Origin of the sequence: Alsobacter sp. KACC 23698 (assembly GCF_045348435.1) — a bacterium.
Classification (GTDB): Bacteria; Pseudomonadota; Alphaproteobacteria; order Rhizobiales; family Beijerinckiaceae; genus Alsobacter.
The window spans coordinates 3,481,263-3,501,428 of record NZ_CP157484.1 but is presented as its reverse complement, the minus strand read 5'-3'; the positions used below and the strand labels follow the sequence as shown (position 1 = coordinate 3,501,428).

The following is a 20,166-nucleotide window of genomic DNA, read 5'->3' as shown; positions in this document are numbered from 1 at the left end:
CGTCAGGCCTGCGGTCCGGGAGGCAGGGGGTCGCCCGCGGGCGGCATGCCTGGGATCGGCCCAGGCGACGGGATGTCCGGCCCAGGCCCCGGATCCGGAATGTCAGGCTTGTTCGGCGGAATGCCGGGCGACGGCCCGGGAGCCGGGGTCGGGGGCGTCGGCGTCGGCCCTGGCTGCGGCGCGGGTTCGTTCGGCATCCGTGTCCTCCATGTGCCGGGGGCGAACGCGCCAGCCGCGACGGCGTTCCCGGCGCGCGGGTCGACGGCCGGCCTAGCTGGCCTTCTTGGCGCCGCCGCCCTGCTTCATCTCCTGCGGGGGAGGCGGGGGCATGTCCGCGGCCTCGGCCGCGGCGGCCGCGATGGCCTCGGACTCTTCCGCCGACATCTTGGCGTTGGGAACCTGCACGACGACTTGCGGTCGCGCGAAGGCGATGCCGTTCTTCTCGAAGGCGTCTCGGACCCGCTGATAGACCTCGCGGCGCAGGATGAACTGCTCGCCCGGCTTGGCCATGAACTTGACGCCGATGACCATGCCGATCTGCTCCATCCGGCGCACGCCCTGCGACTTCACCGGCTCGAGGAAGTGCTGGCCATACTCCTCGTCCTCCAACAGCTCCTTGCCGATGTCCTTGACGATCTTCTTAACCTTCTTCAGGTCGGTTTCGAAGGCCAGGAGGAACTCCAGCTTCAGGATAATCCAGTCGCGGCTGTAATTGGTGAGGCGCTGGATCGTGCCGAATGGCACGGTGTGCACTGCGCCGCGGTGGTGGCGAATGCGCAGGCTGCGGATCGAGATGCCCTCGACGGTGCCGCGGGTCTGGTCGATCTCGACATATTCCCCGAGCCGGAACGCATCGTCGAGCAGGAAGAAGATGCCCGACACGATGTCCTTGACGAGCGTCTGGGCGCCGAAGCCGATCGCGATGCCGATGATCCCCGCGCCAGCGAGGAGCGGGCCGGTGTCGACGCCCAGCGTCTTCAGGATCATCATGCCGGCGACGATGAGCACGAGGACGAAGAGGAACTTCTCGACGAGGGGCAGGAAGGTCTGCATCCGCGTCTGCGGCTTCATGCTGCCTTCCTCGAACGAGATCTCGGGCTCGTCAGGGTCGACCGGTTCGCCGACGGATTCGCTGCGGATGATGGCGCGGATGATCTCCCAGACCACATAGGCGAGCAGCAGGATGATGGCGACGTCGATGACCATGCGGGCGACGCTCTCGCCGAGCCGGTCGCTCGCATAGGCGAAGACGTCGAGGCCCCAGACGCGCCCCAGCCCATAGAGCGCCGCGACTGTCGCCAGGATGCGGGCGCAGCGCACGATGCTGGTGATCCAGGGCGGGTCCGACTTCTCGTCATGGCCCCGCTGCCGGGCGAAGCTGCGGCGCAGCACCAGCGTCAGCAGGCGCACGGCCGCGGGCGTGTAGGCGATCACGAACAGGCTCAGAACGCCGGCCTCGAACGCCATCGGGCCGGCCTCCAGGGCCGCCAGCACCGTAAACAGCCACACCGCGCCGATCACGCCCCGGGCCAGGCCGTACCAGTGCAGGCGCAGCCACCGGAAAATCACGCCCTCGCGGGCGAGAGGGCCGTCCAGGCTCAGCTTCGCGGTGATCGCCTTCAGGCGCCCGAGGCCGGCGAAGACGCACAGCCCCAGCACGCACCAGAGCGCGAGGCCCACGATCAGCCTCGCTTCGAAGGCGACGCCGGCGCCGCGCAGATCCGTCAGGATGAGCGCGCCCATGATGATGGTCGCATGGGTGCTGACCACGGCGAGCCGGACGGCGTTGCGCGGCACGCGGCGCTGGGCGCGCTCGGACGGCGGGACCAGATAGGCGATGCACAGATAGGCCAGCGTGTCGGCGAGGCGCACCAGCAGCGCCCCGGCCGCGATCGAGAGCGCGAAATCCTGCTGGATGGACGACATCGCGTGCGGAGCCGCCAGGATCAGGCCGGACGACACCGCCATGAAGGAGGCCAGTCCGACGCATCGCACGCCCAGCCTGCCGCCGTGACGCAGGGTCTGGGGCGGCGCGGGGAGGCCGCGCAGGCGCCGCCGTCGCGCCAGCAGGCGCTCGAACAGCAGGCGGACCAGATATTCCACCGCCCCGGCGGCGACGAAGGACAGCGCGATCCATCCCAGGAGCGCCACCAGGCCGGGCCGCGTCGCGCCGAGATACTCGGTGAGGCGCTCGTCGAGCGTGAGCAGCTGCGGCCAGGCCTGCGCCACCGTGACGATCCGCGCCGCATATTGGCGCGCTGCGGCGAGCACGCTCCCGAAGATGTCGCTGACGGTGTCGCGGTCCCGCGCCTCCTCGTTCTTGGGCTTGCCGCTCAGCGTGTCCAGGAGCAGAGCCCGGGCCTGCCGATCGTCGAGGCGGCTGACGAAATCCGGCACCTTGGCGGGGTCGTCGGGCGGAACGGCCTTGGCGTCGCCGTCCTTCTTGCCGGTGTTGAGCGAGAACGGAACCAGCGCCGAGCTGCTCGGCGAGGACGCCGCGGAGGCGGACGCCCACGGGGCCGCCGCCAGGAGCAACGCCACCAGCGCCAGCGCGGCGAAACCCGCCAGCCGGCGCGTCAGCCGGACCGGGTCACTCATCTGAAATGCTCAAGGCAAGGCTCCGCGCGGAAACGATCAATCCAACGCCGGCCCGGCGGCGGAGTTCCGGAGCGGCGGATCCGGGGGCGGCCGGAACCGTTCTCTTCATAGGACGTTTTGTCGGCCAAAGATGAACGTCCGAGCCGCGATGCGCCGGACCTGGAGTTGCGTTCCCCATGCGTCACGTCAGACCCCCGAGCGTCTCCGCAGGAGAGGCGCACCCCGCCCATGGGTTGGACCCGATCACCGAAGACCTCAGGTCCTACGCCCTCGAACTGGGCGTCGTCGGCGCCAGCGCGATGGACAAGGACGAACTGGTGGAGAGCCTGCGCCAATACTACGTGCTGCGGCTCGTGCTCGAAGCGGCGTTGCAGCCTCGCCCTCACGTGGCGCGCCAAGCCGAACCGATCGTCGCGTAAGGAGAAGTGCGACTACCCGTTGCGGTTGAATCCATGGATGCTTGCGTCCAGCGGGCGATAGGCGAATCGCCTGCTTGGGAGCGTTCTGGCGGTTGGCGTATCGGGATGGCACCGCGGAAGACTTGACGCCTGGCGCTTCGTTGCGGCGCAGCCGGCCTCTCTGACGCATGCGCGCGCTTCGCCTCCTCGTCATTCTCTCCGTGCTTGCGCCGGTCGTCCTCCTCGCGGTTCTCGGCTGGGTGTCCTACCGGACGGAGGTCCGAACGGCTCGCCGGGGGCTGCTGCAGACGCTCGATCTCGTCTACGAGCATGCGATCAAGACGTTCGACACCCACAGGCTGGTCGCCACCTACACGAACGAGGTCGTCCGGGGGCTGGCGGACGAGGAGATCCAGACACGCGAAGCCGAGTTGCGGCTGCAGCTCGCCAGGCTGGTCGCCGGCCTTCCGCAGCTCACCAACACATGGGTCATCGACGCCTTGGGTCAGCCGCTGGTGAGCGCCAGTCCCGTGCCGGCCGGCCTGAACGTCAGCGACCGCGCATATTTCCAGACCCAGCTGCAGCCCGGGGCCCGCCCGCATGTGAGCCAGCTTCTCCTGGGGAAAGCGACCGGATCGGTCTTCTTCCAGCTCGCCTGGCGCCGCGAGGACCCGGGCGGACGCTTTCGCGGGGTCACCGCGGTGTCTGTCGAGCCGGACTATTTCCGCGCCTTTCACGGCAGGGTCACGGCCGGCGCCGGCTACACCATGGGACTGTTCCGCAACGACGGCGTCGCCCTGGTGCGCTATCCGACGTCCACGGCTGACCTGCTGGGGACCCGCCAGCGCGCGACCGGGCTGGAGAAGGAGATCGCCGAGCGACCCGGTGCTGGGCTCTATTTCGGCACGTCGAACTTCGACGGGGAGAGACGGCTCGTCGCCTATCGCAGCATGCCGGATTACCCGATCTATGTGACGGCGGGACTTCCCTGGTCCTCGGTGGTTCGGGCGTGGCGCGGCGCGATGCTGAGCTATCTCGCCTTCGGGGCTCCCAGCGCGATGGCGCTGTTCCTGTTGAGCGTCTCGGCCTATCGGCAGGCCCGGCGGGAGAACGCCACCCTCGACAAGCTTCGCCAGGAGGCCAAGCGGCGGGAACTCGCCGAGGACGCCCTTCGCCAGAGCCAGAAGATGGAGGCGGTCGGGCGCCTGACGGGCGGGATCGCGCATGACTTCAACAATCTTCTGACGGTCGTCATCGGCAATCTGGAGATGCTGCTGCGCCGGCTCGGCCCCGAGGACGCGCGGGCGCGGCGGTCCGCTCTGCTGGCCAAGGAGGGCGCGTTGCGCGCCGCCATGCTGACACAGCGGCTGCTGGCCTTCTCGCGCCGGCAGCCTCTGGAGCCACGTCGCGTGGACCTCAACCAGCTCGTGCGAGGGATGACCGAGCTCGTGCACCGCACGTTGGGCGAGAAGATCTCGGTGCAGACGAGGACCGAACCGGATCTCCCGGCGGTCGACGTCGATCCGAACCAATTGGAGAGCGCGATCCTCAATCTCGCGGTGAACGCGCGGGATGCGATGCCGCAAGGCGGCGAGCTCGTGGTCTCGACGGCTCGGGTCGAGGTCGAAGCCGACGGCGGCGCCGCTCCTCCCGGCTCCTATGTGGCCGTCAGCGTGTCCGACACCGGCTCCGGCATCCCGGCCGAGTTGCAGGACAAGGTGTTCGAGCCCTTCTTCACCACCAAGCCGCACGGGCAGGGCACCGGCCTCGGGCTGTCGCAGGTCTATGGTTTCATCCAGCAGTCGGGCGGCCATGTGCTGCTGACCAGCGAACCGGGCCACGGGGCCACGATCACCATGCTGCTGCCGCTCGCCCCGCCCAGCCTGGATGAGGCGCCGACGCATGGCCCCGAGATCGTCGACGCTGCGCCGTCCGCTCCGACATCGACCATCCTCGTCGTCGAAGACCAGCCCGAGGTGCGGCGCTTCGCGGTCGAAGCGCTTCGGGAGCTGGGCCACCACGTGGTCGAAGCCGGAGACGCCGAGCAGGCCATTCGGATGCTCGGCGAGGGCCCGTCCGTTTCGCTGCTGTTCAGCGACATCGGCTTGCCCGGAATGGACGGACGCGCACTGGCGCGCCATGTCGCCGCCCATCATCCCCGGATCAGGATCCTGCTCACCACCGGCTATGCGAATTTGCGCGACGGCGCCGGGCCTGGCGATCCGGATCTTGATCCCCTGCCGAAACCCTACACGGTCGCCCAACTCGTCACGCGCGTAGACGCCGTTCTGCGGGGCCCTGAAGGAACCCTGGGCTAGCCGGTCCGTTTCACTCCACAACGGAGCCAGCGATGACCACCCAGAACACTGACGAGGATGCCCACCGCAAACTGAAAGGGGCCCCGGCCAGGCGTCCCGGCCAGCCCGGAAGCACGACCGAACAGGCCGCCGAAGCGCGCCCGGACGACCACACGCCGGTCGATGCGCCCCGTTCCACCGCCCCGGCCGAAGATCGACCGTCAACCAAGACGAAGCATCCTTGAGCTGAGTACGGTTCGGTACTCCATCGAACGCTGGAAACGCTGCAGTCGACGGGCTAGTCTCGGGACGTGGGTGTCGGGTTCGCGTAATCACGCCCGTGTCTCTTGATGAGGATCATCTGGGTTGGGCGGCGCGTCTTTGAAAATTTTGCTGGTCGAGGACGAGCCGCTGATCGCGCTCACTCTCGTGGACATGCTCGAGGAGCTCGGCCATCGGCCGCTCGAGGCGCTGAACGGCGACCAGGCGCTGACGCTGTTCGGCGAGCATGACGATATCGACCTCGTCATCACCGATGTCGGCCTGCCGGACATCTCCGGGCACAATCTCGCCGAGACGATGCGCAGCGGTTCTCCCGCCCTGCCGATCATCTTCGCCACCGGGCACACCGGCCAGGGGCCGCAGCCGATCACCCCAGAGCCGCCGACCGCGCATCTCGGCAAGCCGTTCCAGGTCGCCGAGCTTCAGTCCACGATCGATCGGCTGATGGCGGTGGCCCGCAAGGGCTGAGCCCGGGGCCGAACACGGCCTCAACCTCTCAACACGACGCATCAGGACCGCGCAATTCCGCGGGCGAACGCCTGCGGGGCGAAGGGCCCGGTCGGCGCCATGCTGGGTGCGGCGCGGCGCGCGCTCGTCCGACCATGAAAAAGGGCCCGGCGGAAGGTTCCGCCGGGCCCTCAAGCCTCAGAGTGAGCTGAGGATTAGAACTTGTAGTTCACGCCCACGCGAACAACGCCGAAGTCGTTGTTCTTGTTGGTCGCAACCGCAACGCCGGGAACGGCGAGGAGCACGCCGCCATTGTTGTTGCCGCGATCGATGTTGACGTAGAGGCCTTCGATCTTGGCCGTCCAGTTCGGGGTGAAGGCGTATTCGAGACCACCACCGACGGTCCAGCCGGCGCGGGTGTCGCTGTTGCTGAACACGTTCGAGCCGACGTCGCCGTAAGCCAGACCGCCCGTCACGTAGATGAGGGCGCGGTCGAACGCGTAGCCGAGACGGCCGCGGACGGTGCCGAAGTAGTTGCCGTTGTTGCCGTTGCCGCCGAAGTAGTAGGGGGCGAAGCCGTTGTTGTTGCCGCCGAGGTCGGCGTACTGGATGTCAGCCTCGACGCCAGCGACGAACTGGCCGAACTGCATGTTGTAGCCGATCTGGCCGCCGCCGACGAAGCCGCCGTCGCTGCCATTGCTGAAGGTGGCGAGGTTCGCGCCGGTCGTGGTGCTGTAGAAGGTGACCGAGCGGCTCTCCTGCCAGCCGTAACCGGCGTTCAGGCCGACGTAGAAGCCCGTCCAGGTGAACACGGGAGCGTATACGATCGGGGCGATCGGGGCGCCCTTGGAGGTGGGCAGGTCAGCCGCGGAAGCCGTTGCCGACATCACGGTCAGCGCCGTGGCGGCGAGGAGAAGATTACGGATCATTATTTCGCATCCTTATCGAGGAGTGAGTCTCGAGGCTTGAGCCTGTCAGACTGTACCCGCCACAACGGTGCTGTTCAATTCAGGTTGCGCCCCGGACGGGGTCTGAAGACGTTGAACGAGCGATGTGTGGTTTTTCAGTAACGCTCGTATCCAGCAACGTCCCGTGTTTCCGAGGGAAACAGGGCGGCTTGAGCTTTACGTTAACCAAGCGTTGACTATGCGGGACGGCAGGATATCGGCCGGATTGTGGCGGATGCTGGGCAGCCGCCCGGGACCTCAGCGTCGGATCTTGACCCATGTTATGATGGCTGCCGTCGGACGTTGGGTAGCGAATGAATCTGTGTCGTGGAACGAGTCCCGGACGACTCACGTTCGAGAGTCCGGCGAGCGTGATTCGCCGCGCAGGAGTTGGGTCATGGCGCCGCGTGCCAACTGGAAGGGATACCTCAAGCTTTCCCTCGTTTCCTGCGCCGTCGCGCTCTATCCCGCCTCGACGGCCTCGGCCCGGGTCGCCTTCCACACCGTCAATCGAGCCACGGGCAACCGCCTCCGGCGCCAGATGTTCGACCCCGATACGGGTGACGTGGTGGAAGCGGAAAATCAGGCCAAGGGTTATGAGGTCGCCAAGGGCGACTACCTCATCATCGAGGACGAGGAAATCGACGCGATCGCGATCGAGAGCAGCCATACCATCGACATCGAATCCTTCGTGCCGCGATCCGAGATCGACGAACTCTATCTCGATGCTCCCTATTACCTCGCCCCGGTCGACAGGGTCGCCCAGGAGGCTTTCGCGGTGATCCGCGAGGCCATGCGCGAGCACGACGTGGTCGGCATCGCGCGCGTGGTCCTCTATCGGCGCGAGCGCATCGTCATGCTGGAGCCCCGCGGCAAGGGGCTGTTCGCGGCCACGCTGCGCTACCCCTACGAGGTCCGTACGCCAGACGCGTATTTCGAAGACATCCCCGACATCGCGATCCCGCCGGACATGCTGGACCTCGCCGGCCATATCATCGGCCGGATGAAAGGCTCCTTCGATCCGTCCAAGTTCGAGGACCGGTACGAGAACGCCCTCGTCGAGCTGGTGAAGGCCAAGCAGGGCGGACGGGCCGCGCCCGCGGCGACGGCCCAGCCGAAGCCGAGCAATGTGGTCAACCTCATGGACGCGCTGCGTAAGAGCCTCGCGGCCGACGAGCGCAAGTCGCCGGAGCGGCGCGAGCCGCCGGAGCGGCGCGAGCCGCCGGAGCGAGCCGCCGCCGTGACGGAACCGGCCGCCGCCAAGAAGGCTCCGGCCAAGGCGCAAGGCAAGGCCCCCGCCGCGGCGAAAGCCCCTGCGATCGGTGGGGCGAAGCCGCTTGCGCCCAGCAAGCCCGTCGCCAAGGCGACCGGCAAGGCGAAGGACGAGGCCGCACGGTCCCCCGCCGTCAAGGGCAAGCCGGCGCGGTCCGGCGGAGCGAAACCGGCGCGCGGACGCAAGAGCGCCTGACGCGGAGGCGTGCGAATCGAAAGGCCGGAGGTGAACTCCGGCCTTTATCGTTTTGAGGCAGTCTGATCAGCCCAGCGTGCTCGCCGACGCCACGATCCGCAGGTCCGGCGCGCGTCCGGCCGACGCGCGCGGCGGCGGGGCGTGGGGAATGGACCAGCTCGGCTCCAGCACGCCGCGGTCCAGGCGCAGGCCATGGTCGGCAAGCCGGCCCGCGATCTTGTTCACCAGCATCAACAACGCGCGGCTCTGGACGATCTCAAGCTGGGTGGCGTGCGCCGCCGCGGCCTTGAACTCGCCGGCCTGCATGCAGGCGATCATCCTGATCAGGAGAAGCTCATGCTCGGTCGCCGAGGGCGCACCCTCCGGCATGCAATCAAAGGCGCCGCTGGTCCGCAGGCGCAGCTCGTTGTCGAGGAGCAGCGCGTCCGACATCAGGCCGTCGACAGCGCCGTCGCCCAGCCGCTCCCGAATGGAGGCCGCGGCGGCGTCCAGATGCTTCTGATCATAGCCGTGGCGGAAACGCTCGAACCGGCGCAGCACGTCGATGACGAACAGCGCGTCGGCCGGCAGCAAAATGCGTACGCCAGGAGGAAAGGCATGGATCGACATGGAGACCTCGAAACGCTCGACACCGTGACGGCATGGGCTGGCGAGGGACAAACGTGTTCCACTTCGATCCGTTCCCGACATCCGTTCGTTGCGCCCGCTACGGAACCCCGTCGCTCATGTGGACGTTTCGCAGGCTGACCGCCTGGGCGCGCCGTTCGCCCCTAGCCTGGAGATCCTGATGTCAGACCAGCTGCCGGACGAGCCGACCCGCAGTAACGAGACGCGCGCCCGGCAGGGCGTGACGGGCCACAATGTCCGGTACGTCCTCAGCATGGGCCTCGGCCTCGCGATCCTGGCCGGCGTTGTCTTGTATTTCACCGTGGGGCGTTGATCCCGGGCAGAGGTCGACATCATCGAAGAAGCACCCAAGCGGAAGCGGAACCTTTTCGCAGAACGGCGCGTTCAGGCGTCTGGCGGCCACGTCGCCGGACGGACGCATTGCGCTCGGGTCGGGGCAAAAGCAGACATGCAGCGATCGGGAGGAGACCCAGCGGCGCCTGCGGAGCCGTCGGATTCGGCTCGTGCAGCACGCGGGGCCGAAGCGAGCCGGACCGCGCCGACCTTTCGCCGGGGTGGCCGGGTGGCCATTTTCGCCGTCGCCGTCCTGGTCGCGGCGGCCGTCGCGGCCATGCTGGCCGTCCTCAACACCGACCGCATCGCCACCTTGAGCATGCGGGCCGCTGACATCCGCGAGAACGCCTACCAGCTCGAATCGACCTTCGCGGCGATCATCAGCGCCGAAACGTCCGCGATCATGCTGGGCGATGACGCCCAGGCGCTCCGCATCCGGGACCTCGCGCCGCAGGCCAAGGCCGCGCTCGCCACCCTGGAGGCGCGGGCGGATCCGGCGCAAAAGGACAGGCTCGAGCGCATTGGGGCGCTGCTGGAGCGCCGGCTCGCCGAGGCCGACAGGCTGGTGCGCCTGGCCCAGGCCGGGGAGCGCGAACAGGCGTCCGCGGAGTTGCGCCAGGCTTCGGGCCGCGCCGAGGAGGCCGAACTCCGGTCCAACGTCCTGGCGTTCATCGACGGCAACCGGTCCGACATCGCGCGCCTCGAGCAGGGCTATCGCAGCGCGGCCCGCCGTCAGCTCTTCCTGAGCGGCCTCGCCACGCTGGCGATCCTGCTGTTTGCTGTCCACCAGATCGTCAGCGCTTACCGCGCCCTGGGCGACGCCGCCCGCAACCGCGAGGGGCTGCGGCAGGCCAATGAGCGGCTGGAGGAAGACGTCTCGGTCCGAACGCGCGAGCTCGCCGGGACGGTGCAGCGCTTCGAGGTGGCCTTGCGGGCGGCGGACGTCGTCGTCTTTACGCAGGACGTCAACAGGATCTTCACGTGGATCAGCCGGGACGTCTTCGGCTACGCCCGGGACAAGATCATCGGCTCTCGCGAGGAGGACTTCCTGCCTGCCGAGGTGGCCGCCATCGTGATTCCGGCCAAGACGTCCGTGCTGGAGACCGGCAAGGCCCGGGACTACCAATACAGCGTCGACGTGTCCGGCGGGCGACGGTGGTTCCGCGTCAGGACCGAACCCGTCGTCGACGAGGCCGGCCAGCTCACCGGCCTCATCGGGGCGATCATCGATCTCACCGGCGAGCGGCAGGTGCAGCAGCAGTTGGCGCAGGTGAGCGACGAACTGCGCACCACCGTCCAGCGCTTCCAGGTCGCCCTGAAGGGCGCCGACATCACGGTCTTCGCCCAGGGTCCCGACCTGCGCTACTCGTGGATGAGCCGCGACTTCCACGGCCGCATCGCCGCCGATTTCGTCGGCCGGACGGATGCGGACGTCTTCCCGGCCGACCTGTCGCGCAAGCTCACCGAGATGAAGCAGGGGGTGCTCGACCTGGGCGAGCCCGCCGCCGGCGAGTTCAGGGTCGCTGTCGGAGGCGTCGAGACGTGGCAGCTCGTCCGGGTTGAGCCGCAGAGGGACGCCAGGGGCGGCATCGTGGGGATCCTCGGCGCCAGCGTCGACGTCACCGACCGGCGCCAGCGCGAGACGCACAACCGCATCCTCCTGCGGGAGCTCACCCACCGCACCAAGAACCTGCTGGCCGTCGTGCAGGCGATGGCCCGGCAGACGCTCACGACCAGCGTGTCCGCCCGCGACTTCGAGGCCCGCTTCTCCGGGCGGCTGCAAGGTCTGGCGAGTTCGCTCGACATTCTCGTCAACGAGAACTGGCAGGGCGCGTCCGTGTCCGAGCTCGTCCGCACGCAGCTCAGCCACTGGCGCGACCTGATCGGCTCGCGCATCCGGCTCACTGGCGAGGACGTGCGGTTCGAGCCCGAGGCGGCCCAGAACATCGGACTGGCGCTGCACGAGCTGTCGACCAACTCCGCCAAATACGGGGCGCTCTCGACGCCCGGCGGATCGATCGAGATCGCATGGTCGGCCGGGCCCGATGCCGATGGCCGCTTCGTGTTCACCTGGCGCGAGCGGAACGGCCCCCGGGTGGAGCCGCCGAGGCACAAGGGGTTCGGCCACGCCGTGATCGAGCGGCTCGTGCCCAGGGCCCTGAACGGACGCGCCCAGCTGGCCTACGATCCTGAGGGGTTCAGCTGGACGATCGACATTCCGGCCTCTCACATCCGGCCCCTCGGCGCCGAGCCGAGCGCGCCCAAAGTCTGGGCCGGCTGAAAGCTCCGCTCCGTTCCGCGCCGCCGGGAACGAACCCCGCATGGGCTCCGTTGGTCAACCACGCGACGGCGGAAACCCAGCGGATGAAACGCTCATCGGACCTTGTCGCGGCGCGCCGTCTGTCGGAGTGGCCGCGTTTCCTCATGTTCAACCTCGCGGGCGGCTTTGCTCTCGGGGCGGGCTTCACCGCAGCTCTCGTCGGGCTGGACGCCCAGGGGCTCGGACGTCTCGTCCTGACCAGCGACGCGCCCGGCCCGGCGCTCGCGCTTATCGCCAGCGTTTCGACTGGCCTCGCGGTATGCGGCCTGATCGGCACTGGCCTGGCCCAGCACGTCGACGGCTGATCGCCGCCGACGCACCACCCAGACATCAGCGACGGACCAAACATGCCCGACCAGACCCTCCCGCCCCAGCATCAGAAGAGCCAGCCCGGCCACGAGAGCGAGATGAACCCGAAACCGGACTACGCTCCCCGATTCCCGGGGGCGGGGCGGCTCGCCGGCAAGTCCGTCGTCATCACCGGAGGAGACAGCGGCATCGGTCGCGCCGTCGCGGTCGCCATGGCGCGCGAGGGCGCGTCCGTCGCGATCGTCTACAAGGAGGAGCACGAGGACGCGCAGGAGACGATCCGCCTGATCGAGGCGGAGGGGTCCCGTGGGCTGGCCATCGCAGGCGACGTCGGACAGGAGGCGCTCTGCCGGGAGGCGGTCGACAAGACGGTCGCGGCCTTCGGCGGGCTGGACGTGCTGGTCAACAACGCCGCCGAACAGCACCAGGTCGAGGACATCACCGGGATCTCCGAGCAGCAGCTGGAGCGCACCTTCCGCACCAACATCTTCAGCTATTTCTTCATGGCCAAGGCGGCGAGGCCGCACCTCAAGGCGGGCTCCAGCATCATCAACACGACGTCGGTGACGGCCTATAAGGGCAGCCCGCAACTGCTGGACTACAGCTCCACCAAGGGCGCGATCGTCGCCTTCACGCGGTCGCTTTCGATGGCCCTCGCCAAGGACGGCGTCCGGGTCAACGCCGTGGCGCCCGGTCCGATCTGGACCCCTCTCATTCCGGCGACCTTCGACGCCGAGAAGGTCAAGAGCTTCGGGTCCGACGTGCCGATGGCTCGCCCCGGGCAGCCGCGGGAGGTCGCGTCCGCCTATGTGTTCCTGGCGAGCGAGGACGCGTCCTATCTCTCAGGCCAGGTCATCCATCCCAATGGCGGGACGATCGTGAACGGCTGATCCGCTCCGACGTTCCGCGCAAGCTTTGTTGATCCCGGCAGGGAACTCCGGCCGGGGTTTGAACGTTTCGCCTGCGTCGATTTGCACTGATCAATCCTGTCGCACCGCCCGCAAGGCCGCTCACAGGCGTCTGCCCGCGTGCGCGGGCGCGTCATCGTCGAAAGGGTCGCCCCAGCACATGCCGTCCACGACCTCTCTCTCGCTCGCCCCGTCTTCCCCATGCGTTTCCCGTCCGGAGGACAAGCCTGTGCTGCTGTGTTTCCCCTACCGACGCTGGACCGACGAAGATCCGCGCCTGCGCGAGCTGATGACGCGCGCGGCCGCGGACTACAAAGTGGTGGTCTTCGAGGAGCCTCTCCTCGACGGCCAAGGCGCGGGCGAGCTCACGCACAGGAGGGAAGGCGACGTCGAGATCCTGCAGCCGCATTTGCCGCCGCGCCTCGCCGACCGCACGGCCAACGCTGCGCTGCGCAAGCTGCTCGACGACTACCAGGCCGGGACGTCGCCGGCCGAGATCCTGTGGCTGATCTCTCCCGCCGCGATGGCGTTCAGCTCGCATGTTACGCCGAAGCTTCGGATCTACGATTGCGTCGAGGACCTCGCGTCGCGCCCGAATGCGCCCGCCACCCTGCCGCTGCTGGAGCGCCGGGTGCTCGGCCGGGTGGACGTGGTGATTACGGCCACCAAGCCGCTCTTCGATCTGCAGCGCGCCAGGCACAAGGCCGTGAAGCTCCTGGCGCCCTCGAGCGAGACGCCGGAGGGCTGGGACGGGCTCTGGTCCGCCATGCGCTCGGAAATCCGGAGCCGAGTCTCTCATGCGGCCGGACAGGCCGACATCTCCCGCTCCACCGCGGCGGGCGGGTGACGGCCCGGCCGCCCCCTCGTCAGCAGGCCCATAAACCAGCCCATGAAAAAGGCGTCGATCCCGATGGCCGGAACCGACGCCTCTGACATTGATTTCGATGGACGGCGCAGGCCCTAACGGGTGGTGCGCTCGGCGTCCTTCATGCGACGGCTGTGAGACGCCTCGCCGCCTTTGCGGCCCGCCTCGGCGGCGAGCTTGGGATCGCGTGAGAAGCTTCTGGCCTCAGGAGCCACGCTGCGGCCGCCTTTACGCCCGGCCTCAGCCGCCAGCTGCGGGTTGCGCGAGAAACTACGCTTCTCATTCGGAACGCTTTCACCTCCCTTGCGGGCGATGTCCCTCTGCTTGCTTTCGTCCATCGAAGCGAAGCCCCGGTTCGACCGCTGCTGCTTGTCTGGCATTCCTGCGCTCCTCTGATTTGCTTTGTGTCCTCCAACGCTGGCAGTCAGGGTTGGTTCCGCGATCGGCAGGCGAGGAGGGGTCGGACGAAGCGCTTGTCGGAAGCGGATAATTCGCTGCTCCGCTGCGGGTTGTGCAGCCGGCCTCGCAACCTTTGTGGCTTGACATGCGTTTGACCCGCGCAACGCCGACGAACGCAGGGTCTTTGTGGACCGGAGCGGAAACGTAAGGTCGGCCACAAGGAGATGGCGATGAAGAAGATCCTGATGATTTCCACCGTTGCGCTTTCGCTCGGTGCGTGCGCCACCGAACAGGGTAATCGCGCCGCGACGGGCGCCGTCCTCGGCGGCGCGGCTGGTGCTGTCATCGGCGGAGCCGCCACCGGCCGCGGGAGCGGAGCGCTCGCTGGCGCGGCGATCGGCGCAGCCGGCGGAGCGGTCGTGGGCGCCGCCACCACTCCTCAGCGCGGCCGCGACTGCTATTACGACGCGTATGGCCGCCGGGTGTGCGACTACTACTGAGCGATCCAGAAGCTTCCCCATCAGGGTTGGAAAGGCCGGCGCGACGCCGGCCTTTTTTTTGCGCCTGGCGGCGAGCCGTACGAAAAAGGCCGGCCCCAGGGGGACCGGCCTCGTAAGACACTCGTGACGTCAGGCGATCAGGCGGCCTCTTCGTTGACCTCGCCCTCGGCGATCTCGGTCAGGAGCCGGTCGGCGTTCTTCTCCTCGTCGAGCGTCTCTTCGAGGAGGTCGATCACCTCGTCCATCTCGAGCTGCTCGGCCCAGGCGATCAGGGCGCCGTAGCGGGAGATCTCGTAATGCTCGACGGCCTGGGCGGCGGCGAGCATGCCGGCGTCCTTGACCTCCGGATCCTCGATCTCCTTCAGCAGGCCGTCGGCCTCCTTGATGATGCCCTCGATGGCGTCGCAGCGCTCGCCCTTCACGGGCGCGTTGCAGAGCTTGAACACCTGCTCCAGCCGCTGCACCTGTCCGCGGGTCTCTTCGAGATGCGTGTTGAAGGCCTGCTTCAGCTCCTGCGAGGTGGCTTCGGCGGCCATCTTCGGCAGGGCCTTCAGGATCTGGTTTTCAGCGTAGTAGATGTCGCCCAGCGTGTGGATGAACAGGTCCTGAAGCGTCTTCACAGCCATGATGGCCTCCTGTGTGGCTCGACCGTGAGGTCGGCTGGCGGTCCGGCCGGCGGCCGGCGCAGTGGATGGTGCAGAGGCTGTGCAACGTCAGCTTGGTGGCCTTCGTTCCCGCGGCGCGCCGGCAAGCATCTCTCTCCTTCCCGCAAGATCGAAAGCTGCGGGCTATTCGCCGAAGATCCCAAGGCTTGTGGGAACCGAGCCCGCCAGACGGCGTTGTTCCCGGGCAGATTCACTGGAGGCGGCAAGATGAACGCATCGCGGATACTTCCCACTCTCGCCTTTTCGGTGGCCGTGTCGTTCTTTTTCGTGCCGCCCGTGATCGCCATCGTGAAGAATGCGCCGGCGGCCCCCGCCTCCGCGCCGTCGTCCAGCCTCATCGTGGCGAGCACGCGCGTGTCGGTGAGCCAGCCCGTCACGATGCAGCGGGCCAAGCCCGCCGCCACCAAGGACATGTGCTCGCCGACGGAAGCGTCGTCCGGGACGACCTCGGGCGCCTCGTCGGGCGAGGCGGCTTCGGCTCCGAAGCGTTCTCCGTGGAACCGCTGGGTCGTCGCGTCGCTGGACGACCGCTGACGCCGTCGGCGCACGCAGCGCTCGCGCGCCGCACGTGTCCGGAACTCCAGGCCAGCCCTTTTCATTACGGTAGCAAGGCACGGTCCGGGCGTCTTCGCCCCCTCCCGCCCGATCGGACCGCGCCACGGGATCCGCAGCCGAGTCGCTGCGGATCCCGTTTCCGTTTTCGACCGAGCCGGCGAGCGAAGCTCGGCTGCTTGAGGAACTATCCGGCTGGCTGCAGCGTTGCGGCAGAATAGATCGAATGGGAATTCGATCCGTTCAATTCCGCGGCGTACCCTGAAGCCGGCGGCAAACGGGAGATCAGAACATGGCCATCGGCACGATCCTGCTTATCATCCTCATCCTGTTGCTTGTCGGCGCTGTCCCCAGCTGGCCCTATAGCCGCGGATGGGGTTACGGACCCTCCGGCATCCTGGGCGTTGTTCTTCTCATCGTGATCGTATTGCTGCTGACCGGCAGGCTTTGACGTTCCGAAACGGAAACCGTGCCCATGGGAGAGTTTCATGGCTGAGAACGACGTCTTTGGATCCACGCGCGTGGACGATGGAAGTCAGGAGGCCGTCCGGGAGGATCTGAACGCGCTCCGGTCCGACATCGCCAAGCTGAGCGAGGCCGTGGCGCTGCTCGTGCGCGAGCAGACCTCCGCCCAGGCCGAGAAGGTGCGCGAGGCCGTCGGGACGGCGCGGGAGACGCTGACGGGCGCAGCCGAAAGCTTCCGGCGGGCCGGAGTCGGCATCGCCGAAGACACCCAGGCCCGGCTCGAGACCTTGAGCTCGGAACTCGAAGAATCGGTCAAGCGGACGCCGGTGACGTCCGTCCTGACCGCCCTGATCGCCGGCGTGATCTTCGGAATCATCACGCGCCGATAAAGACTTGCCGGACAAACGAAAAGCGCGCGTCACGACGCGCGCTTTTTGCGTGTTGTCTTGAGGAACTTCGCTTATCGCGCGAAGTCGTGAAATCCCCGCGTGAGGTGGTTCACGCGGGGATTCATGTCGTCAGGCGCTGAGCGGAACCTTGTCCGTCCGCTGGGCGCGGCGCTGGAAGAAGAGAGCCTGGCTGATCACCGCCTTCACGGTGTCGGTGAGGAACGGCTTGGTGATCAGGAAGGCCGGCTCGGGCCGGCTGCCCGTCAGGAACCGCTCCGGATAGGCGGTGATGAAGATGACCGGCACTTCCAGGGTGCCCAGGATCTCGTTCACGGCTTCCAGGCCCGAGGAGCCGTCGGCGAGCTGGATGTCGGCGAGGATCAGCCCGGGCCGGAGCTTCTGGATCGAAGCCACCGCCTCGCGGTGCGTGCGGGCGATGTCGACCACGCGATGACCCAGGTCCTCCACCAGGCTCTGCAGGTCGAGCGCGATCAGCGGCTCGTCCTCGATAATCAGGACATCCGTCTTGATCTGGTCGGCGAGTTCGCGGCCGGCCGCGTCGAGCAGGGCCTGCGCCTCGCCCAGCGAGCAGTCGAGCGTCTGGGCGACCTCCGAGGTGCTGAAGCCTTCCAGCGAGCGCAGCAGGAAGGCGATGCGCGAGCGCGGCGTCATGGCGTCGAGGCTGCGCTGCGCGCCGAGCTCCACGGCCGGCAGCGCCGGATCGACCTGCGCGTTGATCGGCACCGAGCGCCAGACCTCCAGCAGGAGGCGGTAGAGCGAGATCCGCACGTCGCCGCTGGTGTCGATGCGGGTCGGGTCCGACACGATCGATTCAAGGGTCGCCTGAACGTAAACGTCCCCGATGCGTTGGTTGCCCGTCAGAGCGCGGGCGAAGCGCCGCATATAGGGAAGATGTGGTGAGATGGCCTGAGAGATCGGCATAAAGCCCCCAAAGATGACCGCGGCATGAGCTCGGCATTGCGCTCCAACGTACGACTGAAAAAAAGGTTCCCGCCATACGGGAACCGGGAGCGCGGCTGGGCGTTGGGTGCCGGTATCATAGCGTCGCTCGGGTTCACGTGGCCCGGGCATCCCGGAGGGTGGCGATGACGCAGAAGAAGAGTGCTCGGCACTCGGATCCCGAGATCTCGGGCCCGGGACAATCAGCGCATGATCAGGCGCCCGGGATGGTTCCCCAGATCCAGGACCATATCGGGCGGCAGTTGCGCGCCGTCTATGACGACGTTCTCAACCAGCCAGTTCCGGATCGGTTCCGCGAACTCATGGACAAGCTCGACGAGAAACTCGGAGACGCTGAATGAACCCGCAGGGCAGCAGTAGCCTTAAGGCCGAACTGCTCGGGGCGATTCCCAGCTTGCGCGCGTTCGCCATGTCGCTCTCGGGCAACATCGACCGCGCCGATGACCTCGTGCAGGAAACCCTCGTCAAAGCCTGGACCAATCTGGGCTCCTTCACCGAAGGCACGAACATGTCCGCGTGGCTGTTCACCATCCTTCGCAACATCTTCTACTCCGAGTACCGCAAGCGCCGTCGCGAGGTGGCCGATCCCGAAGGACAAATTGCGGCCCGTCTCGCCTCCGCGCCGTCCCAGAACGCCCATATGGACTTCCTCGATTTCCAGGAGGCGCTCCAGCAGCTTTCGCCCGACCAGCGCGAGGCCCTGATCCTGGTGGGCGCCTCGGGGATGTCCTACGAGGAGGCGGCCGACATCTGCGGCTGCGCCGTCGGAACGATGAAGAGCCGCGTCAACCGGGCCCGCAACCGGTTGGGCCAGCTTCTCGCCATGGCGTCCGAAGAGGGGTACGGCGGCGAAGGCCAGTGGCAGGCCGCAGAGTCGGTGGGAGACAAGCTGCTCCGGGCCGGGGAGTGACCCGGCTGCGGCCGGTCCGTCCGCCTCTCGTCACCACAGGCTGAATTCCGGGAGCGGACCGCGCGGTCCGCGGCCCGGACGCAGGCTTTCGCTCGGGCCGAATGTCGCGGCGCCGGGTTTGGACAATTTTGCTGCGCCGAAAACGAAACGCTCCTAGAGAAGGTCGCCCACTCTGGCGCCGGCTTGGCCATGGCCCCGACGCCGCCGGAGATGCGGCGGCGACAGGCGAGCGGAGACGGCGACCGTGCGATTTTCAGCCTTCAACCTGCTCAGGCAGGCGCTGACCGGCAATACCGGCTGGCCCGAGCAATGGCGTTCGCCCGAGCCGAAAGCGTCCTACGACGCCGTCATCGTCGGCGGCGGCGGCCACGGGCTGGCGACGGCCTACTACATGGCCCGCGACCATGGCATGCGCAACATTGCGGTCGTCGAGCGCGGCTGGCTTGGCGGCGGCAATACCGGCCGCAACACCACCATCATCCGTTCCAACTACCTCTGGGAGGAGAGCCAGGGCCTGTATGAGCACTCCCTCAAGCTGTGGGAGGGGCTGTCGCAGGACCTGAACTACAACGTCATGTACTCCCCGCGCGGGGTCATGATGCTGGCCCACAACACGCATGACATTCAGGTCGGCAAGCGTCACGTGCACGCCAACCGGCTGCAGGGCATCGACAACGAATGGCTCTCGCCGGCGGAGGCGAAGGCGTTCTGCCCCATCCTCAACATCTCGCCCGACATCCGCTACCCGATCATGGGCGCGGCCCTGCAGCGGCGCGGCGGCGTAGCCCGGCACGACGCGGTGGCGTGGGGCTACGCCCGCGCCGCCAGCGCGATGGGCGTCGACATCATCCAGAACTGCGAGGTCACCGCGATCCGGCGCGACGCCCACGGCGCCGTCTGCGGGATCGAGACCAGCAAGGGGCCGATCGCCACCTCGCGGCTCGGCGTGGTCGCGGCGGGCCACACCAGCGTCGTGATGAGCATGGCGGACGTGCGCATGCCGCTGGAGAGCTACCCGCTGCAGGCGCTGGTCTCCGAGCCGGTCAAGCCGCTGATGCCCTGCGTGGTGATGTCCAACACCATCCACGCCTACATGTCGCAGTCCGACAAGGGGGAGCTCGTCATCGGGGCCGGGACGGACGCCTACACGTCCTACTCGCAGACCGGCGGGCTGCATATCTCCTCGCACACGCTCGATGCGATCTGCGAGCTGTTTCCCATGGTGCGCCGCCTGCGCATGCTCCGGAACTGGGGCGGCATCGTCGACGTCACGCCGGACCGGTCCCCCATCATCGGCAAGACGCCCGTGCCCGGCCTGTTCGTGAATTGCGGCTGGGGGACGGGCGGCTTCAAGGCGACCCCGGGCTCCGGCAACGTCTTCGCCCACACGGTGGCGCGCGGGGAGCCGCATCCCATCAACGCCGCCTTCACGCTGGACCGCTTCCGCACCGGCCGGCTGATCGACGAGGCGGCCGCCGCCGCCGTCGCCCATTAGGTCAGACGCAT

At 67.8% G+C, this 20,166-nt stretch carries 22 protein-coding genes and 1 pseudogene; 17 read left to right on the top strand and 6 right to left on the bottom strand.

Annotated features, from left to right (window positions below):
* Positions 1 to 270: 270 nt before the first annotated feature.
* A complete protein-coding gene (locus tag ABEG18_RS16655; RefSeq protein WP_406854169.1) occupies positions 271 to 2,598 on the bottom strand; it encodes a mechanosensitive ion channel family protein in 2,328 nt (775 codons plus the stop codon).
* Between the two features lie 176 nt (positions 2,599 to 2,774).
* On the opposite strand from ABEG18_RS16655, the gene ABEG18_RS16650 reads away from it, so the two are divergent.
* From ABEG18_RS16650 to ABEG18_RS16635, 4 genes are all read left to right on the top strand, one after another.
* Complete coding sequence (locus ABEG18_RS16650; protein ID WP_406854168.1) at positions 2,775 to 3,017, top strand: Rho termination factor N-terminal domain-containing protein; 243 nt, start codon at positions 2,775 to 2,777, stop codon at positions 3,015 to 3,017.
* A 167-nt stretch (positions 3,018 to 3,184) separates the two neighbouring features.
* Positions 3,185 to 5,314, top strand: coding sequence for an ATP-binding protein (locus tag ABEG18_RS16645; protein ID WP_406854167.1), 2,130 nt, complete (start codon positions 3,185 to 3,187; stop codon positions 5,312 to 5,314).
* A gap of 32 nt (positions 5,315 to 5,346) precedes the next feature.
* A complete protein-coding gene (locus tag ABEG18_RS16640; RefSeq protein ID WP_406854166.1) occupies positions 5,347 to 5,538 on the top strand; it encodes a hypothetical protein in 192 nt (63 codons plus the stop codon).
* Between the two features lie 136 nt (positions 5,539 to 5,674).
* A complete protein-coding gene (locus ABEG18_RS16635; protein WP_406854165.1) occupies positions 5,675 to 6,043 on the top strand; it encodes a response regulator in 369 nt (122 codons plus the stop codon).
* A gap of 194 nt (positions 6,044 to 6,237) precedes the next feature.
* Here the strand turns inward: ABEG18_RS16635 and ABEG18_RS16630 are convergent, their stop codons facing one another.
* Positions 6,238 to 6,951: an outer membrane protein gene (locus ABEG18_RS16630; RefSeq protein WP_406854164.1), complete on the bottom strand. Its 714-nt coding sequence runs from the start codon at positions 6,949 to 6,951 to the stop codon at positions 6,238 to 6,240.
* A gap of 415 nt (positions 6,952 to 7,366) precedes the next feature.
* Between ABEG18_RS16630 and ABEG18_RS16625 the strand changes: the two are divergent.
* Positions 7,367 to 8,245, top strand: a pseudogene (locus ABEG18_RS16625) (Ku protein); the annotation flags it as partial.
* Positions 8,246 to 8,503: 258 nt separating this feature from the next.
* Here the strand turns inward: ABEG18_RS16625 and ABEG18_RS16620 are convergent.
* On the bottom strand, positions 8,504 to 9,127 hold the full coding sequence (locus ABEG18_RS16620) for a hypothetical protein (RefSeq protein WP_406854163.1): 624 nt from the start codon (positions 9,125 to 9,127) through the stop codon (positions 8,504 to 8,506).
* Positions 9,128 to 9,224: 97 nt separating this feature from the next.
* Here ABEG18_RS16620 and ABEG18_RS16615 point away from each other — a divergent pair, with 97 nt between their 5' ends.
* The 5 genes from ABEG18_RS16615 (at position 9,225) to ABEG18_RS16595 (ending at position 13,781) form a co-directional block, all read left to right on the top strand.
* A complete protein-coding gene (locus ABEG18_RS16615; RefSeq protein ID WP_406854162.1) occupies positions 9,225 to 9,377 on the top strand; it encodes a hypothetical protein in 153 nt (50 codons plus the stop codon).
* A 249-nt stretch (positions 9,378 to 9,626) separates the two neighbouring features.
* A complete protein-coding gene (locus ABEG18_RS16610; RefSeq protein ID WP_406854161.1) occupies positions 9,627 to 11,678 on the top strand; it encodes an HWE histidine kinase domain-containing protein in 2,052 nt (683 codons plus the stop codon).
* A 50-nt stretch (positions 11,679 to 11,728) separates the two neighbouring features.
* The gene (locus tag ABEG18_RS16605) at positions 11,729 to 12,022 is read left to right on the top strand and encodes a hypothetical protein (RefSeq protein ID WP_406854160.1); all 294 of its coding nucleotides are present in this window, start codon (positions 11,729 to 11,731) and stop codon (positions 12,020 to 12,022) included.
* Positions 12,023 to 12,064: 42 nt separating this feature from the next.
* On the top strand, positions 12,065 to 12,916 hold the full coding sequence (locus ABEG18_RS16600) for an SDR family oxidoreductase (RefSeq protein WP_406854159.1): 852 nt from the start codon (positions 12,065 to 12,067) through the stop codon (positions 12,914 to 12,916).
* A 247-nt stretch (positions 12,917 to 13,163) separates the two neighbouring features.
* Positions 13,164 to 13,781 carry a hypothetical protein gene (locus ABEG18_RS16595; RefSeq protein WP_406854158.1) on the top strand — a complete coding sequence of 206 codons (618 nt, stop codon included), beginning with the start codon at positions 13,164 to 13,166 and terminating at the stop codon, positions 13,779 to 13,781.
* A gap of 113 nt (positions 13,782 to 13,894) precedes the next feature.
* Here ABEG18_RS16595 and ABEG18_RS16590 read toward each other — a convergent pair whose 3' ends face one another.
* Positions 13,895 to 14,179: a general stress protein gene (locus ABEG18_RS16590; RefSeq protein WP_406854157.1), complete on the bottom strand. Its 285-nt coding sequence runs from the start codon at positions 14,177 to 14,179 to the stop codon at positions 13,895 to 13,897.
* A gap of 249 nt (positions 14,180 to 14,428) precedes the next feature.
* On the opposite strand from ABEG18_RS16590, the gene ABEG18_RS16585 reads away from it, so the two are divergent.
* Positions 14,429 to 14,698: a glycine zipper domain-containing protein gene (locus ABEG18_RS16585; RefSeq protein WP_406854156.1), complete on the top strand. Its 270-nt coding sequence runs from the start codon at positions 14,429 to 14,431 to the stop codon at positions 14,696 to 14,698.
* 137 nt (positions 14,699 to 14,835) lie between these two features.
* Here ABEG18_RS16585 and ABEG18_RS16580 read toward each other — a convergent pair whose 3' ends face one another.
* Positions 14,836 to 15,324 carry a ferritin-like domain-containing protein gene (locus ABEG18_RS16580; RefSeq protein ID WP_406854155.1) on the bottom strand — a complete coding sequence of 163 codons (489 nt, stop codon included), beginning with the start codon at positions 15,322 to 15,324 and terminating at the stop codon, positions 14,836 to 14,838.
* Between the two features lie 246 nt (positions 15,325 to 15,570).
* Between ABEG18_RS16580 and ABEG18_RS16575 the strand changes: the two genes are divergently transcribed.
* The 3 genes from ABEG18_RS16575 to ABEG18_RS16565 all read left to right on the top strand — a co-directional run bounded on the left by ABEG18_RS16575 (position 15,571) and on the right by ABEG18_RS16565 (position 16,769).
* The gene (locus ABEG18_RS16575; RefSeq protein WP_406854154.1) at positions 15,571 to 15,897 is read left to right on the top strand and encodes a hypothetical protein; all 327 of its coding nucleotides are present in this window, start codon (positions 15,571 to 15,573) and stop codon (positions 15,895 to 15,897) included.
* A gap of 310 nt (positions 15,898 to 16,207) precedes the next feature.
* On the top strand, positions 16,208 to 16,366 hold the full coding sequence (locus ABEG18_RS16570) for a DUF3309 family protein (RefSeq protein ID WP_406854153.1): 159 nt from the start codon (positions 16,208 to 16,210) through the stop codon (positions 16,364 to 16,366).
* A 37-nt stretch (positions 16,367 to 16,403) separates the two neighbouring features.
* Entirely contained in the window at positions 16,404 to 16,769 is a 366-nt protein-coding gene (locus tag ABEG18_RS16565) for a hypothetical protein (RefSeq protein WP_406854152.1), read from the top strand.
* Between the two features lie 129 nt (positions 16,770 to 16,898).
* Here the strand turns inward: ABEG18_RS16565 and ABEG18_RS16560 are convergent, their stop codons facing one another.
* Complete coding sequence (locus ABEG18_RS16560) at positions 16,899 to 17,711, bottom strand: response regulator (RefSeq protein WP_406854151.1); 813 nt, start codon at positions 17,709 to 17,711, stop codon at positions 16,899 to 16,901.
* A 164-nt stretch (positions 17,712 to 17,875) separates the two neighbouring features.
* On the opposite strand from ABEG18_RS16560, the gene ABEG18_RS16555 reads away from it, so the two are divergent.
* From ABEG18_RS16555 to ABEG18_RS16545, 3 genes are all read left to right on the top strand, one after another.
* A complete protein-coding gene (locus ABEG18_RS16555) occupies positions 17,876 to 18,091 on the top strand; it encodes a NepR family anti-sigma factor (RefSeq protein WP_406854150.1) in 216 nt (71 codons plus the stop codon).
* Positions 18,088 to 18,660: a sigma-70 family RNA polymerase sigma factor gene (locus ABEG18_RS16550; RefSeq protein ID WP_406854149.1), complete on the top strand. Its 573-nt coding sequence runs from the start codon at positions 18,088 to 18,090 to the stop codon at positions 18,658 to 18,660. Before ABEG18_RS16555 ends, ABEG18_RS16550 begins: the two co-directional genes overlap by 4 nt.
* A gap of 244 nt (positions 18,661 to 18,904) precedes the next feature.
* Positions 18,905 to 20,155, top strand: a complete 1,251-nt coding sequence (locus ABEG18_RS16545) for a sarcosine oxidase subunit beta family protein (RefSeq protein WP_406854148.1) — start codon at positions 18,905 to 18,907, stop codon at positions 20,153 to 20,155.
* Positions 20,156 to 20,166: the final 11 nt, after the last annotated feature.